Source organism: Chryseobacterium sp. Leaf201 (assembly GCF_001421435.1).
Classification (GTDB): domain Bacteria; phylum Bacteroidota; class Bacteroidia; order Flavobacteriales; family Weeksellaceae; genus Chryseobacterium.
Genome location: NZ_LMKA01000059.1, coordinates 1 through 18,225, shown reverse-complemented (window position 1 = coordinate 18,225; position 18,225 = coordinate 1). Strand labels below are relative to the sequence as shown.

8 protein-coding genes are annotated in these 18,225 nt (G+C 43.4%); all 8 read right to left on the bottom strand.

All coding sequences use genetic code 11. The annotated features are described in order from the left end of the window. Nucleotides 1-12: 12 nt before the first annotated feature. The 8 genes from ASE55_RS06930 to tsf all read right to left on the bottom strand — a co-directional run bounded on the left by ASE55_RS06930 (nt 13) and on the right by tsf (nt 18,177). Nucleotides 13-801, bottom strand: a complete 789-nt coding sequence (locus ASE55_RS06930; RefSeq protein ID WP_082474365.1) for a hypothetical protein — start codon at nt 799-801, stop codon at nt 13-15. Nucleotides 802-953: 152 nt separating this feature from the next. After that, entirely contained in the window at nt 954-4,358 is a 3,405-nt protein-coding gene (locus tag ASE55_RS06925) for a T9SS type B sorting domain-containing protein (protein WP_056217034.1), read from the bottom strand. Between the two features lie 111 nt (nt 4,359-4,469). After that, nucleotides 4,470-7,289, bottom strand: a complete 2,820-nt coding sequence (locus ASE55_RS06920) for a T9SS type B sorting domain-containing protein (protein ID WP_056217030.1) — start codon at nt 7,287-7,289, stop codon at nt 4,470-4,472. Nucleotides 7,290-7,401: 112 nt separating this feature from the next. Then, a complete protein-coding gene (locus ASE55_RS06915) occupies nt 7,402-10,212 on the bottom strand; it encodes a T9SS type B sorting domain-containing protein (RefSeq protein ID WP_056217027.1) in 2,811 nt (936 codons plus the stop codon). Between the two features lie 331 nt (nt 10,213-10,543). Beyond that, on the bottom strand, nt 10,544-10,843 hold the full coding sequence (locus tag ASE55_RS20630) for a gliding motility-associated C-terminal domain-containing protein (RefSeq protein WP_238585010.1): 300 nt from the start codon (nt 10,841-10,843) through the stop codon (nt 10,544-10,546). Nucleotides 10,844-11,441: 598 nt separating this feature from the next. After that, complete coding sequence (locus tag ASE55_RS06905) at nt 11,442-13,724, bottom strand: Ig-like domain-containing protein (protein WP_238585007.1); 2,283 nt, start codon at nt 13,722-13,724, stop codon at nt 11,442-11,444. 78 nt (nt 13,725-13,802) lie between these two features. Beyond that, nucleotides 13,803-17,159: a T9SS type B sorting domain-containing protein gene (locus tag ASE55_RS06900; RefSeq protein ID WP_056217022.1), complete on the bottom strand. Its 3,357-nt coding sequence runs from the start codon at nt 17,157-17,159 to the stop codon at nt 13,803-13,805. A 193-nt stretch (nt 17,160-17,352) separates the two neighbouring features. Next, a complete protein-coding gene (gene tsf, locus ASE55_RS06895; protein ID WP_056217020.1) occupies nt 17,353-18,177 on the bottom strand; it encodes a translation elongation factor Ts in 825 nt (274 codons plus the stop codon). Between the last annotated feature and the right edge of the window lie 48 nt (nt 18,178-18,225).

Genomic DNA, 18,225 nt, shown 5'->3' with positions numbered 1-18,225 from the left:
AAAAGCGGTAGTTTATTTCAGGACGTCCTGAAGATGCGAGTTCCTTAACCGCTTCTGGTAAATCGGCAGGTACTTTTCAATCGGGATTTTTACAGCCTCAAAATTACCGGCTGCCACATACGGATCAATATTTTCTGAAGTATACACAAACTGAAGAAAATTATCAATAAGGTTCTCCGGAATTTTAAATCTTGTGAAATAATCCTTACCCAGATAATTCCTGATCTGCGCTACAGAAGTGTTCATCCGCTCATATGCCATGTAACGCTGTTTCTTTTTTCTTTCTCCGGAAAGGATGTCGTATATACTTTCCAGGCTGAAGGTAAGTCCGCCGTCCCTTAACCCGGCTACCGGAAGCTGCGGAGGCGTGCCGTCGCCTTTTGGTTCAGGCAGACCGATCACTTTTTTTATGGCAAGACCCTTATCTTCTTTTTTCAGGGCATTTACATCGTATCTCAGGTTTCCCGTGGGCTTAAATCTGTTGATCACGATTTCCTGAATATCGTGATAGGCAATTTTCAGCTCGACCAGATTCTTCTGATTGACCATCTGAGGGGTAAGCTTAATATCTTTTCTCTCTGTGACAATAGAGGTAAAACGCACAATATCGCCGGCATTGGCGGGAAGGTTGAAATCACCGTTGTAATCACTCAGAACGGTTTTCTGCGTGGTAAGATTGGTAACATATACCTGATTGAGATATAAAACGGAGTTGTCTTTCAGAAAAACTTCTCCGGAGTAGAGCTGGGCGTTAATTTTTGCCAGAAAAACCAACAGCAAGAGGGTAAATAGCTTCTTCATATAAGTAAGGGCAAAATTACGCACAATTGCATCAATTTATATCTTATGCAGCCAGTTCCGGTGGTTAAAGTTATATTAAACTTTAGTTTGAAACTGTTAATGAATGTTATAGGAATGATGTAAATAAAACAGACTGTTTTTTCATAATAGACTTAATAATTCTTTACCAGAAGCCAGCTTGAATATTTTACCGTTGTGCTTCCCCCGAATTCCGTCCAGCTGATGAAATACCAGTAGGTGGCTGTATTTACGGACCTTCCGGTAATTCTTCCGTCCCAGATATACCGGTTTGCCTTGCTGCCTCTGAACACTTCCGAGCCATATCTGTCGAAGATCCTGAACTCGATACGGTCGTTATCCATCAATGCCGAATAATCTATGGCGTCATTGTACCCGTCCATATTCGGAGTAATGGTATTGATCAGGTTGATAATAACAAAAGTCCTTGTGACCTCATCACACCGGTTGGCATCACGGACATGAATGATATGATTTCCTCTCGGCACATTCATAAATACATTTGAAGCCTGCCAGGTGGTTCCGTCTAAAGAATATTCATAAGGAGGCGTTCCTCCGCTGACTCCGATGGTCACCGTATTCCCGATGATTTCAATCAGGCTGATAACCGGAAGCACAGATTCAGTTACGGTAACGGTCTGCCTGTACGTACAGCCTCCGGAAGTAAGATCTACCCAATAAGTCCCTGCCGTAACATTTGTAATGGAAGGAGTGGTTGCTCCCGTGTTCCAAAGATAACTGTCAAATCCCGGCCCGGCATCCAATGTCGTCAGTGTTTTCGGACAGATAATTTTATCCGTTAAAACAGTGGAGTGCTTAGGTATTGTTACCGTAATGGTAATGGAAGCGATATTAGGACAGACACCCGGTTTTTCAAACCGGATATAAATAGTCTGTGTTCCCGTTAAGTTTGCCGGACTTGATATCTGGGCCGTGTTGTTCTGTGCATCCGCCAGGGTAGGATGGAAAGTTGCGGTAACCAGGGGATCAGTCGTGTATTGACTGATGTAAGAACTTAAGTCTATGGATTTTATTCCGTCTAAATCATCGTCACATAAGCTAACGGCATGGCTGGTCTTGATCAATGGGATTTTAGTCCCGATGGTGAATATAAGGGGTTTGATGACAGGCGGGCATCCGTCCGGAGAATCCACCCGGATATAAATGGTTGTTGTAGCCGTATAAGACCAGTTATTCGGAAGGGTATTGGCATTTCCGGCATTGGCATCCGTTAGATTCGCATAATACCTTACGCCCGTGAAATAGGTTGGATTCCCCAAAACCAGCGGAGTAATGGTGGATAGGGTTACATTTACCACGCCGTCTAAATTATCATCACAGAAGGATCCCGTATAATTGCTGATGACGTTTGCAAAAGGATATACGTTTAGCGTTATTTGTGCAATGCTTTTACATCCGATATTGTTTTTCACCATGGCATAAACTATAGTCCCGTTAGTCGCAGGATAAGCAGTCGGCGTGGCTATTAATGTTCCGGGAGTCTCATTCTGGGCATTCAGTAACGTAGGATAATAGGTAACGGTTACCGGTGAACTGCCGGTGACGTTGGCGGTTGTCAGATTGAATATTCCCTGTCCGGATCCGGTATCGCAGGCATTCAGTATAGCATTATTAACGGTTAAAGTCTGGATGTTAATGGTTACCGTTACGGTTTCACAGTCGGGGAAATCAGGATTGTTTCCACAGAAGGTGTAGGTGAAGGTATCGGTTCCTACTGTCCCCGGGCTGGTTACCGTATAGTTAATAATGCCGGTTGCTGCATTTATGGTTGCTGTTCCTGAGGTTGGCGGCGTAAGGATGGCTACTGTTGAAGGAACCGGTGTCTGTGCGGATGTTGTAAATGCGGGAGTAATGGTTTTTGTGGTACAGACATCATACGCTGCTGCTGTCAGTTTGGTGCAGTTTAACACTTTAAACTGCTCGGTTACCAAAGGTGCGCAGCTGCCCATGGTTACTGAACAGGTATAATATCCCGCCTGGGTCGGAGTGATGGATGATCCCGTCGCTCCCGGAATAATATTTCCGTTGATGTACCACTGATACGTTTCATAAATAATCGGGTCCACAGTAAGAACAATTCCCGGAATACAGTTGCCTCCGGATTTCAGGATCACGGGCTGGGTAGGGAAACCTGCAAAAAATCCTCCGTAGCCCACGGCGTCACTTCCTGCTGTGATTCCTCCGGTAATCGCTTTAGAAGAAACCACAGTAATGGTTCCGGTGGTATTCGGGATTCCGTAGGTTACCCAGTTATTGGTGCCGGTCATATTAAAAGGGCCGGTGGTTGCGGGTGGTGCAATTCCGTTTACCGTAACTACCGCTCCTCTCTCTGTAATGAGGTTAAGTTTTGTCGGAATATTTAAAATACCCGCGGGGTTTCCCCCGGAGTAGACGAAATTTTCATTGATTAAGCCCAGCTCATTGATTTGTTTGGGCAGGTAACAGTTCAGCGAAGGGATGAAATTAAAGCCGCCCGTAGCCACTTCATTTCCCGTAGCGTTGGAATCTCCTGCCAGTACCTGATAAATATAAGCATTTTTGGAGGTCCTGATGTATAAATTGTAATGACCGTTCCCCTGGAGCTGATATTTATTGCCCGGGATCATAAAATACTGGCCGATATTTAAAGTGGCAATAGGAACAAGTTCATCATTCACCCGCACTTCCGTATTGTTTTCAGTGGCCACGACAAGCGCGCCTTCCATGTTTGAAGTAATGCTTCCATTTCCTTTTACCAGGGCGAATTCATTTCCCAATCTTTCTACGGGTACGGCCTGATCCATTAAAATATCCGAACTGCTGGGGAAATTTCCGGCATACTGGCCGTTAAAATTTCCGTTCGTGACATTTACAGGTTTATTGGAAACGATTTTGGCTCCGATAAAGCCGTCGGAATTTCCGGTATTGCTTCCGCTACCGTCAATAATATAAGACTGCCCTTTGTTTAAAGTAAAGGTCATTGTAGGCGTAGTGGTACCTGTGGTCCCGTTTGAAAACTGTACCGCAGGTTTGTAGCCTGATACCGTGACTGTGGTATTGTCTTCCGTAGCCAGTACGCTCGTCATAAAGTTCAGAATTGAATTGCTTACCGTAATCGGGGCATTGGCGGCATAGAAGAGCTTGCCGGTAGAAGGGATTCCTTTTGAAGTTATAATTTCCGCGTGGTTATAAACAGAAAATCTGAGGTTGGCGTAAAAAGGGAATTCGGCTTTTACGTAGAGGCCTTTCGTGATCGGGGTAAAAAGGTCAGTCTGCTGCGTGGTGATGATATAATCGCGTAGGATATCGACTTTCTGCGGATTGCCCTTGCTGATTATTGCGGTGGCAATCAGAACGTTATTGTTATAAATACTTACCGGGAATGGAGTGGTGCGGCTGGTGGAAAGATAAAGCTTCTGATTGGGATTCGGGTTTCCCGTGCGGTCTACCATAGGCGCAAACCAATGCTCCCTGTCCAATTGTGCAAATGCAGAAATGAAAAAATAAAATATAAATAAAAAAGATAGAACTTTCTTCATTAAGACGTCGTATTTATTACAAATTTAATAATAAAAAGTTTTAACTGCTTAAAAAATAAACAAAAAACCATGATTTTAAGATCATGGTTTTCAGTACATTATTGTGAGATATTATTCCATGTTTTTTACAAGGACCCATCCGGAATATTTTATCTGGGTCTGGGCTTTGTTAGGTTCCGTCCAGGTAATCTCGTACCAGTATGTGGCAGTCGGGATTTTTTTACCGTACATGGTTCCGTCCCATTTATAAGCATTGAATTTATGGGCCTGGTGTACCTTATTCCCATACCTGTCATAAATATTGAACACGAGGTTTTTCTTATAAGCCAGTTCAGAATAATCAATATAATCATTTTTATTGTCCCCGTTCGGCGTAATTGCATTAAGCAGGTTCGGAACGGTTACGGTTACATCAATAGGCTCACAGTTATAGAAATCCTTTACATAGATGCTGTTTTCACCTCTCGGAAGATTATCGAAAAAGTTTGAATCCTGCCATTTTATGCCATCCAGTGAATATTTGTAAGGAGGCGTTCCCCCGATTACGCTTACGGTAATGGTGTTGTTTTTAATCTCAAGATTTGAGATCACGGGCTGTACCGCAGGGATTACCTTTACATTCTGTTTGGTAAAGCATTCCCCTGTTTTAAGGTTAACCCAATAGGTTCCCACTCCCGCACTGATGGTCTGGCTTGTTTCTCCGGTACTCCACTGGTAGCCGTCAAATCCGGGTCCTGCATCCAGAGTCGCTTTATTTTCTATACAGATTATTTTATCACTCAGGACGGTAGACTGTACCGGAGGAATCACATTTAAGGTAATTTCTGCAATGCTGAAACATCCGTTTGAGTTGATCACTTTCACATATACTTTTGTATTTGAAGCAATATAATCGATAGGACTAATTTCATTGATTCCGTTGGAAAGGTCTGCAAGGGTAGCATAATATTTCTTAGTAAGTCCCAGTTGCGTTGTGAATCCTGATGTTTCAAGATTGAACATGGCCATCGTAGGACGCCCTTCAATATAGCATGCTCTTATGGATACATTTTTTACGATAGGATTCGGAGCTACGATCAGGGTCATAGTTACCTGTTCGCAGCCTACACCGGTAGCGGGATTTGCGCAGAAATGATATACCATAAGGTCATTGCCTGAAAAGCCGGGATTTGCAGTATAGGTAATAATTCCCGTTGCAGGATCTATGGTTGCCGTTCCTTTTGTAGGCGGGGTATCAATCTGTACGGTACCTAAAATAACCGGAATATTGGGATGGTTGGTAAATTTCGGAATAATTGTTTTCTGGGAATCGCAGATAATCAGGCTTTTCGTAATCTGCTCATAGCAGGATTCTACGAAAAAGATGGGCGTTGTTGCAAAGCATCCTCCCATTCCTACTTTTACGGTATAGTTTCCGGCCTGCATCGGCGTGTAGGTATATGTATTGGCGCCGGGAATAGGATTGCTGCCCAGGAACCATTGGTAAGATTCAAAACTGTCTCCCGTTTCCAGTACAGCACCCGGAATACATTCTCCCGTCTTGCTGATTGCCGGAACAGAAGAAAACCCTGCAAAATAACCTCCGTATCCTACAACACCGCTTCCGCCGGCAATCCCTGCCGTAACCGCTTTATTTGAAACAATGGTAACGTTTCCGGTAACTCCGGTAAGGGAATAAGACTCCCAGTCCAGGGTTCCCGTTACATTATAAGGACCCTGTGCGGCAGTCGGGGTTACACCATTAACCGTTACAGCAGCTCCTTTTTCTGTTAAAATGTTGAGCTTGATATTATTGGCAGCCTGAGGGAGCATTTCTATCATCCCGATCTCGTCAATTTTCCTGGGCAACAGGCAGTTTAACGGAGGGATGTAATTAAACCCGACCGTTGCGCTGGAAGTCGCCGTACCGGCAAGAAGCTGATATACATACGTGTTTTTTGTTGTTCTTACATACATGTTATAGTGGCCGCTTCCCTGGTCTATGTAGTTGGTATTGTTCGGTTCGTTTACCCGGTAATGCTGCCCTTCATTAATGGTGGCAACAGCAATAGGGTTATTGTTGACAAATATTTCAGTATTGTCTTCTGTTGCAACCAAAAGGACATCTTCTGTTTTGGCGGCAATATTACCGAATCCTTTCACAATCACGAATTCTTTCCCTAACCTGTCTGTAGGAACAGACTGGTCCATTATGATATCCCCGCCTGTTAATCCGGTTCCGATGTTGTATTCGCCCAGAAAGTTTCCGTTCGTTATGGAGACCGGCTTGTCTGAAACTATTTTAGCCCCGATGAAACCGGACTGGTTTCCGGCTTGGTTCCCTCTTCCCTCAATAATATAGGATTTTCCTTTGTTGAGTGTTATGGTAAGCGTAGGAGAAGCTGCACCGGTAATGCCGTTGCTGAATACAACAGCAGGCGAATACCCTGAAACCGTAACGGTGGTATTGTCTTCCGTTGCCAGAATTCCGGTTGTGAAATTCATTCCTGAGCTGGAGTTTGTAATCGGTGCCACAACGGCATAGAATTTCTTCCCGATCCCTGCTTTTCCTTTGGATGTTAAAATTTCACCATGGGCAGGAACCACAAACCTGAAGGTTGCAAAGAAAGGCTTGGTACCTTTAAGATAAAGCCCTTTGTTACCTACCGTAAAAAGGTCACCTACCGCAGAGCCGATCATATCCGCAGCATTGATGTCATATACCTGCGGGCTGCCCTTACTGATGGTTGATGTTCCGAGAACGATTCCATTATTGTAAATGGTAACCGTGAACGGAGTCACTGAATCTGTGGAAAGGTACAATGCCTGTTTTGCCGTGGTAGATAAATTGGATGCTGAGAAAGGAGCAAACCAATGTTCTGTATCTCTTTGGGCAGTAAGCTTAATAAACGTAAAAGTTAATAGAAGAATAAAATAGAACTGTTTTTTCATGGTTAGGCAGTTAGTATTAGCAAAAGTAAAGTTTTATTTCTTAAATTTTGTAAAAAACATAAAAAAAACACAGTTTTAAAACTGTGTTTTTACTAATTTATGATAAATACTGTTATTCTCTGTTTTTTACCAGGATCCATCCGGAATATTTGATCGGGGTCTGTCTGCTATTCGGTTCATTCCAGCTGATATCAAACCAGTAATTTCCTGTAGATACTTTTTTACCGCCTACGGCTCCATCCCATTTGTAGCTGTTGTCTTTGTTTCCTTCATGCATTTTACTTCCGTACCGGTCAAAAATATTAAATACAAAATTTGGCTTGTATGATAATGCTGAATAATCAAGAATATCGTTGATGCCGTCTCCGTTCGGAGTAATCATATTAATTAAATTAGGAACTGTAACTTCCCCATCAACAGGGTTGCAGTCATAATCATCCTTTACATAAAAAACAGTATTGCCTCTCGGAACATTCGTAAATATATTGGTATCCTGCCAGTTGGTCTGGTCTGTTGAGTATTGATAAGGGGCAGCTCCTCCCGTAACATTTACGGTAACGGTATTGTTTGAGATTTCAATGCCGGAAATAACAGGCTGTTCAGATGCATATACTTTTACGTTCTGTCTGGTAATACATTCTCCTGTCTTCAGGTCAACCCAGTAGGTTCCGGGCGCTACATTGCTGATAGACTGGCTTGTTGCTCCGGTGCTCCATGTGTACGAGGTAAATCCGGGGCCGGCATCCAGTGTGGTGGTATCTTCCATACAGATAATCTTATCTTCCAGGAGATTTGAATATACCGGTGGCAGGACAACCAGTGTAACTTTTGCAATTCTGTAGCATCCGTTGGCATTGCTCACTTTGATATATACCACACCGTTTGGCGCAATGTATGTGGCGGGGTTCAGAATTTCATTGGTCCCGTTCTGTGCATCGGTAGGAGATGGGTAATACTGCTTTACAACACCGGTCTGTCCTGTAACCGCAGCTGTTGTTAAATTGAACAGGGCCGTTGCGGGTGCGGACGGGATGAAACATGATCTCAGGGTCGCCTCATTTACCGTAGGGCTTTCAGAAACGGTGAAGGTTAAAGTTACCTGCTCACAGTCAACAAATTCAGGATCATTTCCGCAGAATTTATACACAATGGTATCCGTTCCGGCAAATCCGAAATTGGGGGTATAAACAATTACTCCGGTCGGGTCAATTACTGCCGTTCCGTTAGCCGGCGGGGTAATAATTGTTACTGAACTCGGAACGTAGGTCTGTGACGAGCTGGTAAATGCAGGTACAACCGACTGATACCCTTCACAAACCGTAAGCGCTTTTGTAGACTGCTGAAGGCATGTAAACACCTTATACACCGGCGTAATTGCAGGGATACAGGAAGCTACCGTAATTTTTACGGTATAATTTCCTGCCACCACAGGTGTAAAGGTATTGGAGTTGGCGCCAGGGATCGGGTTTCCGTTCAGAAACCACTGATAGGTATCATAGCTGTCATCCACTTCCAGTACAATACCCGGAATACATTCTCCGGTCTGCTTGGCAATTAACGGGATGGAAGAGAATCCTGCGAAATACCCTCCGTAACCGGCTGTGCTGTATCCTCCGTTGACGCCGGCAGTTACCGCTTTGGTTGAGGTTACCGTTATGTTCCCTGTAATTCCCGTAATTGCATAGGTTACCCACTGCGGGTTTCCTGTTAAAGGATAAGGCCCCTGTGCAGCGGTTGGCGCAGTTCCGTTTACTGTAACAGCCGCCCCTGTTTCTGTTAAAATATTAAGTTTTAATGTAATTGCCGAGGTGATTCCGGGCATAAGATTGATATTGCCGATTTCATCAATTTTTCTCGGCAGGAAACAGTTCAGCGGCGGAATATAGTTGTATCCTCCTGTATTATTGGCTGAGCCGGCTCCCACCAGCTGATACAGATATACATTTTTGGTAGTCCTGACATACAGGTTGGAGTGGCCTCCGCCCTGGTCTTTATACTGGCTGGCCAGAATCCTGTAATATTCACCCTCATCAATAGTGGCAATTGGTGTGGTAGCATCATTAAGAAAAATATCAGTGTCATTTTCCGTAGCGATGATAATTCCGCCTTCCATGTTTGCGGTGCTGGTAGAAATACTTTTTACCATGGCAAACTCATTTCCAAGCCGGTCTGTAGGAACGGACTGGTCCATGATTAAATCAGATCCGTCATTGCTTCCTGTCGCATAGAAGCCATTGGAATTTCCATTGGTTACCGAAACGGGTTTGGTTGATTCGATTTTTGCCCCGATGAATCCTTCCCGGTTAGCCACGACGCCGGCGTTGCCGGTCAGGATATAAGACTGGCCTTTGTTGAGGTTTACCGTAAGTGTAAGCGGAGTAGGCGTGTTTACATTGATAAACTGTATATTGGGATCATAGCCGGAAATGGTAACAGCGGTATTGTCCTCTGTTGCCATGATCGCGGTGGTGAAGTTGTAACTGGTTCCTGTTGTGGTAATTGGTGTGGCTGCAGCATAAAATTTGGTTCCTATACCGGCTTTGCCTTTAGAGGTGATAATTTCGCCGTGTGAACTGATGGCAGCCCTTAATGAAACAAAGTAAGGTTTTTCACCTTTTGTATAGACCCCAAGATTAGACGGAACTGCAGCGCTGGACGCAGCTGTTGTTCTTATGAGGTTGGTATTCAGGCTGAATGTCTGTGGTGTACCCTTACTTATGGTTACGGTTCCGATAACCGCATTATTGTTATAGATACTCACCTGAAACGGAGTTACAGAATCTGTAGAGAAATATAAAGCATGGCTGTAGCTGGAACTTGAACTGTCAAAATATGGGGCAAACCAATGGTCTGTATCCCTTTGTGCAAAGAGTGTACTGGTACCAAAGAGCATCAGTAAAAAAGATAATAAAAGTCTTGTCATAAATATGGAATTAGAATTATTGCAAAAATAATAGAATATTTTAATAGGTTATTAATCTTATTAACATTTTATATATAGATCTCATTTAAATAATTGATTTTTAGTGTAAATAAAAGATATATACAGACAAAATACGCAGAAGCTATCTGTACAGTATAATAATTGGAATGAAAAGTTCCTGGAAGAGTAAAAATAAAATTTAAGCTCAGAATGTGTTCATCTGTAGTTTATCTATGAATTTAAGATTCTGAATCTTTATTTCAATTGATAGAGGAAAGGATATATGAAAAAGCCACGATAATAATCGTGGCTTTAATCTGTTAAAAGGAATTTAATTTATATTCTTCACCATAATCCATCCGGTATATTTAACTGGTGTCTTGTCTTTATTCGGTTCATTCCAGTTGATGTGGTACCAGTAGGTTCCGGTTACCAGTTTCTTGTCGTAATGCTTACCGTCCCACTTGTAATTGTTGAACTTCTCGCCGGTAAAGATCTTGTTTCCGTACCGGTCATAGATCACGAAAGAAAGGTTGTCCTTATAAGCGAGCTCACTGTAATCAATGAAGTCATTTTTATTGTCTCCGTTCGGGGTGATGGCATTGATCAGGTTCGGTACGGTAACTTCCACGGAAACCGGCGTACAGTTGTAAGCATCTTTTACATAGAATGTATGCTGCCCTCTGGTAAGTCCGGTGAATACATTTGAATCCTGCCAGTTGGTCGGTGAATCCACTGCATACTGGTAAGGAGNGCATCTTTTACATAGAATGTATGCTGCCCTCTGGTAAGTCCGGTGAATACATTTGAATCCTGCCAGTTGGTCGGTGAATCCACTGCATACTGGTAAGGAGCTTTGCCTCCRGTTACTTTTACCGTTACCGTATTGTTGGAAATTTCAATTTCTGTGATGACAGGATCTAGAGCTTTTTTAACGCTCACCATTTGTTTTACAAAACATCCGTTATCTTCCAGGATTACCCAGTATTCCCCGACTGTTACGCCTTCAAGTACCTGGGTTGTGGCGCCTGTATTCCATTCATAAGAAGCATATCCCGGCCCTGCATCAAGATTGGTCCTGCCGTCAATACAGATWATTTTGTCAGCCAGGACAGTCGATCTTTTCGGAGGGATTACTTTTAAGTTCAGCTTGGCAATGGCGTAACACTGGTTGCTGTTGAATACCCTTACATAAACCGTTGTATTCCCGGAAATATAAGTATCGGCATTCAGGATTTCATTGGTATTGTTGCTGGCATCCGTAAAAGTAGGGTAATACTTTTTCGTAATCGGGCTGTTGTAAGGTTGAATGCAGCTTTTGTTTCATCGGTTTCAAGGAAACACTCACTCATGGTGGCTTCGTTGACTACCGGGGCAGGCAGGAAGGCCAGGGTGATCTTTGCATTGCCCACGCATCCTTCGCTGGTGGTTACTTTTACATACACCGATCCTTCTGAAGAAAGGTAATTGGTAGGATTGGTTATTTCATTGGTTGCTGCATTGAGATCCGCCAGGGTCAGATAGAATTTCTTTACGACCGGAGTATAATCCGTTACAGCAGCCGTGGTAAGATCGAAAAATCCTTTTCCGTTGTACTGGCATGCTTTAATGGTTTTGTCCGATAAGATGAAAGGAACAACATTCAGGTTTAAGGTCACATGCTCACAGTCGATAAACTCAGGGGCATTGCCACAGAACTGGTAGACAATGGTATCCGGCCCGGTATACCCAGCGTTCGGAATGTAGGTAATCTGTCCTGTTGTCGCGTTTAATGTAGCTGTTCCGTGGGTAGGGTAGGTAAGGATGGTTACAGTGCTGGCAACCGGCGTCTGTGTTGTGGTGAATGAGAATGCCGGGGCAATTACTTTGGTGGCGCATGCATTTAATGCAGCCGTTGTGTTTCTGATACATGAGAATACTTTGTAAATGGGCGTTGTAACCGGTGGGCATGCTCCCATGGTCACCTTTACCGTATAGTCTCCTGCAACAGCGGGGGCGTGGGTATACTGTGTAGCGCCCGGGATTGCAACCCCGTTCAGGAACCACTGGTAAGTTTCATAGCTGTCATCTACTTCAAGAATAATTCCGGGTGCGCATTCGCCGGATTGCTTGGCGATAACCGGAATAGAGGAAAACCCGGCAAAATATCCGCCATAACCCACCGCTCCGCTTCCCCCTGCAATACCTGCGGTTACGGCTTTGGTAGAGGTTACCGTCACATTTCCTGATAATCCGGGAATAGAGTAGGATACCCAGGCTGTTGTACCCTGTACCGGATAAGGACCCTGTGCAGCAACAGGAGCTGTTCCGTTCACGGTAATGGCAGCACCGGCTTCCGTTAAAATATTCAGTTTAATATCATTAGAACTTCCGTTAAGATCATTAATCAGGGCGATTTCATCAATTTTTCTCGGCAGGAAACAGTTTAATGGCGGAATATAATTGTATCCCAGCGTGGCAATACTTATCGCAAGCCCGGCAAGCAGCTGATACACATATACATTTTTACTGGTCCTGATGTACATGTTGTAATGGTTATTTCCCTGATTGATATAATTGGTATTGCTGGCTGCGTTTACCCTGTAATACTGCCCTTCGTTAAGTGTTGCTGCGGGATTTGTGCTGCCGTTAACATATATTTCTGTGTTGTTTTCAGTCGCTATTACAAGAGCATCCTCTACCCTGATGTCGATATTGCCGTTCCCTTTTACCAGGACAAATTCATTGCCCAGACGTTCTACCGGAACCGACTGATCCATAATGATATCTGAGCTTAATCCGACTGATCCAAGGGAAAACTGGCCGTTGAAGTTGCCGTTGGTTACCGAAACAGGTTTGTCAGATTCAATTTTGGCACCGATAAAGCCTGCCGCATTGCCGGACTGGTTTCCGATCCCTTCAATAATATAAGACTGTCCTTTATTTAAAGTGAAAGACATGGAAGGGGTTGTACTTCCGTTGGTTCCGTTAGAAAATGTAACGCCGGGAGAATACCCTGATACTGTAACGATCGTATTATTTTCAGTGGCTAAGATCCCGGCCATAAAATTATAGATGGATCCGCCGCCAACATCAGTAATCGGGGCTGCCGCCGTATAAAACTTTTTACCGATTCCTGCTTTCCCTTTAGAGGTCAGCACTTCCCCGTGACTGGGAACCGAGAACCTGAGATTGGCATAATACGGTTTTGTACCTTTGGTATATAACCCTTTCGTGATGGGCTTAAATAAATCAGTCTGTGATGTGGTAATAATGTTGGCTACCGGAACATTATAAACCACCGGGCTTCCTTTACTTATCGTCACCGTGCCGATAACCGCATTATTGTTGTAAATATCTACATTAAACGGCGTAGTGGAATCCGTAGAAAAATATATGGACTGGCTGTTGATGCCTCCGGTAAGACCCGTCCTGTTCATCATCGGTGCAAACCAATGTTCCGTATCCCTCTGCGCAGAAAGCGTATTAACGGTACTAAAAATTAATACCAGAACTAGTAGAAATCTTCTCATATATAGGTAGTTGTGATTAATACAAAATTAAAACAATATCCTATATACCGTTAATAAAATGGCAATAAATTTTATATTTTATTCCCGATTCTTAATTAATAACCATCCTGAATACGAAACCGGTAATTTTTTATCCGGCTCGGTCCATCTCAGTAAATACCAGTAAGTTCCGGTAGAAAGCGGCCTGCCGTTTACCTTTCCGTCCCAGATATAGTTTTTGCCTGATGATTTATAAACCGGTGCCCCGTACCGGTCTACTACTTCTATGGAGACATTCTGCTTGATTCTCAGGTCAGAATAATTCAGAACGTCATTCAGTCCGTCTCCGTTAGGGGTTATGGTATTCACAAGGTTCAGTACCAGGAATTCTTTGGTGACCGGCGAGCAGCCGTCTGCACTTAACACATACACCATATGCATGCCTCTTGATAGTCCCTGGAAAACATTATGCGTTTGATAATCAATTCCATTCAGGGAATATTGATATGGAGGCGTCCCTCCTGAAACCGATACTGTGGCATTGTAGCCGGAAACCTCAATTTTGGTAATCGTCGGTGCCTGTGCTGTGGTAACATTTACATACTGACGGTAAACACAGCTGTTAAAGCCAAGGTCAACCCAGTAGTTTCCTGTTCCTGCATTAATGGTCTGCGTGGTTGCTCCGGTGCTCCATGCATAAGATGTAAACCCGGAGCCGGCGTCCAGTATGGCTTTGTCATTGCTGCATACCATCTGATCTTTCAGGCGGTCTGATTTTTTAGGTGATTTCAGTGCCATTTTTAAAACAGCGGTATTGGGACATTCGGAAGCGCTTGTAAATCGGATATAAAATGTACTTATTGCCGTAATGGACTGGTTCGGGGAAATTGCATTGATGCCGTTCTGGGCATCAGCTAAAGTGGAATAAAATGATAAGGCAACGCCTGTATTGGTCGTGAATAAATTTTTATAGTCATTAAGATTCACATTTTCCGAACTGTTAAGGTCATTATCGCAGATCTCATTAGTCAGGTTGTTGGTAATCAAAGTAATTCTGTTCCCGATCTTAAAATTAATCTGACCGAACGCTGGAGGGCAGGTTCCGGTAAGCGCATCCACTCTTACATAAACGGTTGTATTTGCTGTATAGGTCCAGTTCGCAGGTAAATTGTTTGCATTGCCGGCGTTGGCATCTGCCTGGATAAGGTAATATCTTACATTGAAACTGGCCGGATTTGTTACGATTGCAGGGGTAATGTTTAAAAAATTAACATTCACTGTTCCATCAAAATTATCATCACAAAGGTTGGCATTAAAGTTTCCTGTATTGATGTTGGGAGATGGAGTAGTGGCAAGAACAATCTGGGCCACTTTTGTACATCCGTATTGAGACGTCACATTCGCATAAATGGTTCCTGCTGGTCCGGTGTATGTTGCCGGTGCTGCGATAGGTGTTCCTGTGAGCGCAGGATTTGTAAAATACTGGACGGTAGTTGCCGGATCCGGCGAAACATTGACGGAAGTCAGGTTAAAAGTCCCGTTTCCGTTGGCGTCGGCGCAGGATGTTAAAGTTCCGTTGGCAGTCTGCAGGACATTAATGTTGATATTGATTTTAAAATATTCAAAAGCGGAAGGGTTTCCGTTGCCCTGTATATAATAAATAAATGAATCGGTTGTATTGGCGGTAATCCCCGGGTTTGGGGTATAGGTAATCTGCCCTGTTGCAGGATTTACGGTTGCGGTAGCTGAAGTTGGTGCCGCCGTAATGCTGGTATTGGCAGAGATAATGGTCTGGGTAGAATTTGTAAAGGCCGGTGTAATGAGTTTTGTGCCGCAGGACCCGATGGTATAGGTGGTTGTAGTCATCGGAGGACAGGCCGTATACGTGTAAGGTGTGGTAAGTTTTGAGTCGCAGTTTGTTTTTGTAATCAGGCAGGTGTAGGTCCCGGCTCCGTACAGTTCCGGATTAAGGGAATAAGACGTAGCACCTGGAATGGCCACTCCGTTAAGAAACCACTGGTAGGCATCATACGTATTGTCAACCTGCAATAAAATGCCTGTATAACAATCTCCGGTTTTTGAAATAACAGGGATGGACGAGAAGCCTGCAAAATATCCGCCATAGCCTACGGCACCGCTGCCCGCTGCAATTCCTGCAGTAACAGATTTTGTAGAGCTTACGGCGATAGTTCCGGATACATTCAGGACAGAATAGGTTACCCAGTTCGGGTTTCCCGTTACGGGATAAGGACCGTTGACGGCTGCAATCGGGTTGCCGTTTAACGTAACCGCAGCGCCTGTCTGGGTGATTATATTTAATCTGGTGTTGAACGTCTGGCTGCCTATTTTATTGATAAAACCTATTTCATCCACTTTATTCGGCATAAAACAGCTTAAAGGCGGGATAAAGTTCATTCCTCCGGTAGCATATTCATTTACGGAAGCACTTCCGGTAATTCCTGCCAGCAGCTGGTACACATAGATATTCTTGGTGGCAGAAATCCCCATATTGTAATTTCCGCTTCCCTGGTTAAGGTAATTGTTGCTCGGAACCATAAAGTGTTCTCCCGCATTCAGGGTAACTGCCGCAGTACCGCCATTGAAAGCAACCTGCGTATTGTCTTCTGTGGCAATGATCAGGGCTGTTTCCATCTTATAAACGATGTTTCCGTTTCCTTTTACCAGCACAAAATCTTTTCCCAGACGGTCAACAGGCACGGCCTGGTCCATCAGGATATCATTGTTGGTGGTATTAAGGACATTGTAGATTCCGTTAAAGTTTCCGTTGGTTACTGAAACAGGCTTCGTAGATTCTATTTTTGCTCCTACCAGCCCGGCCATATTGGAACCGGAATCACTGCTTACGGCATCAATAATATAAGACTGTCCGCGGTTTAAGATAAATGTTTTGGTAGGTGTGGAAGTCCCGTCCGAAAAAATCACATTCGGGTCATAGCCTGAAACCACGACAGACGTATTGTCTTCCGTTGCGGTGATCCCTATGGTAGAGTTGATATAATAATTTGAGCCTGTAAGCGGGGCAACGCCTGCATAAAATTTTGTTCCGAGGCCTGCCAAACCTTTGGAGGTAATGATTTCGGCATGATTGGGAACCGAAAACCGGTAGTTGGCGAAAAACTTTTTAGGGCCTTTTACAAACATCCCCATTGAATTGGGCGTAAAAAGATCTCCCTGCTGATCCGCAATCATGAAATAATTAGGAATATTAACCTGTACCGGGTTTCCTTTGCTTACCTGAAGGGTATTGTAAAGTGTATTGCCGTTAAAAATCTGCACGGAAAAAGGTGTGGTTTCATTGGTGGAGAGATACAGGTACCCTTGCAGGTTGGTCATTCCGGATCTTGCTGCCATAGGTGCGAACCAGTGGTCCGTATCCAGCTGAGCATTAAATAATAAGCAAAAAAAAGTACAAATAACCAGTAAAAATTTTTTCATGTTTATCAATAAGGGCTGCAAATGTAAATATTAATAATCAAATATTTGTATAAAATTAACACTATAAACACTTATTCCATGATTTTAATGAATATTTAATTATTTGTTCATATGGGAAATGATCTCGCAATTATATAAATAAAAAAATCCCGGTGAAAAAATCACCGGGACTGATATTTTGAATCTGAAAAGATTATAAGCTTACTCTTACAAATCCGGTTACTTTAAGGTCTCCGTTTACAGACTTAACATAGTCTGCTACAGACATGCTTCCATCTTTAATAAAAGACTGGTGCACCAAAGTATTGTCTTTGTAGAATCTCTGCATTTTACCTTTAAGGATGTTTTCGATAATGTTTTCAGGCTTACCTTCCTTCGTTAACAGTTCTCTTTCAATTTCCAATTCTTTGTTGATTATTTCCTGGGAAACCATAGTTTCGTCAAGAGCAATCGGGTTCATGGCAGCTACCTGCATAGAAACGGATTTAGCAGCTTCAGCAGCGCCTTCTACGTTAGCAGAAAGGGCAGTGATAGAAGCGATTTTGTTTCCGGCGTGGATGTATGCCCCTAAGAAAGGACCGTCTAGTCTTTCAAATGCTCCGATCTCGATTTTTTCACCGATAACACCTGTCTGCTCCACTAATTTCTCTGCAACAGTGATCCCGTGGAAATCCGTAGCTAAAAGTTCTTCTTTGGTAGCAGCCGTGATTGCGATTTCAGCCAGTTCGTAAGCCAGTTCAATGAACGCTTCGTTTTTAGCCACAAAATCAGTTTCGCAGTTCAGGGAGATGACAACACCTAATGTATTGTCTTCGTTTACTCTCGCGATTACTACTCCTTCGGTAGTTTCTCTGTCCGCTCTGTTAGCTGCAACTTTCTGTCCTTTTTTTCTAAGGATATCTACCGCTTTTTCGAAATCTCCTTCTGCTTCAACTAAAGCTTTCTTGCAGTCCATCATACCTGCACCCGTTTGGTTTCTCAATTTTGCTACGTCAGCAGCTACTGGTGTATAAGACATAATTATCTATTATTTTTTATATTTAATATTAGTATTAATTTTTAGCTT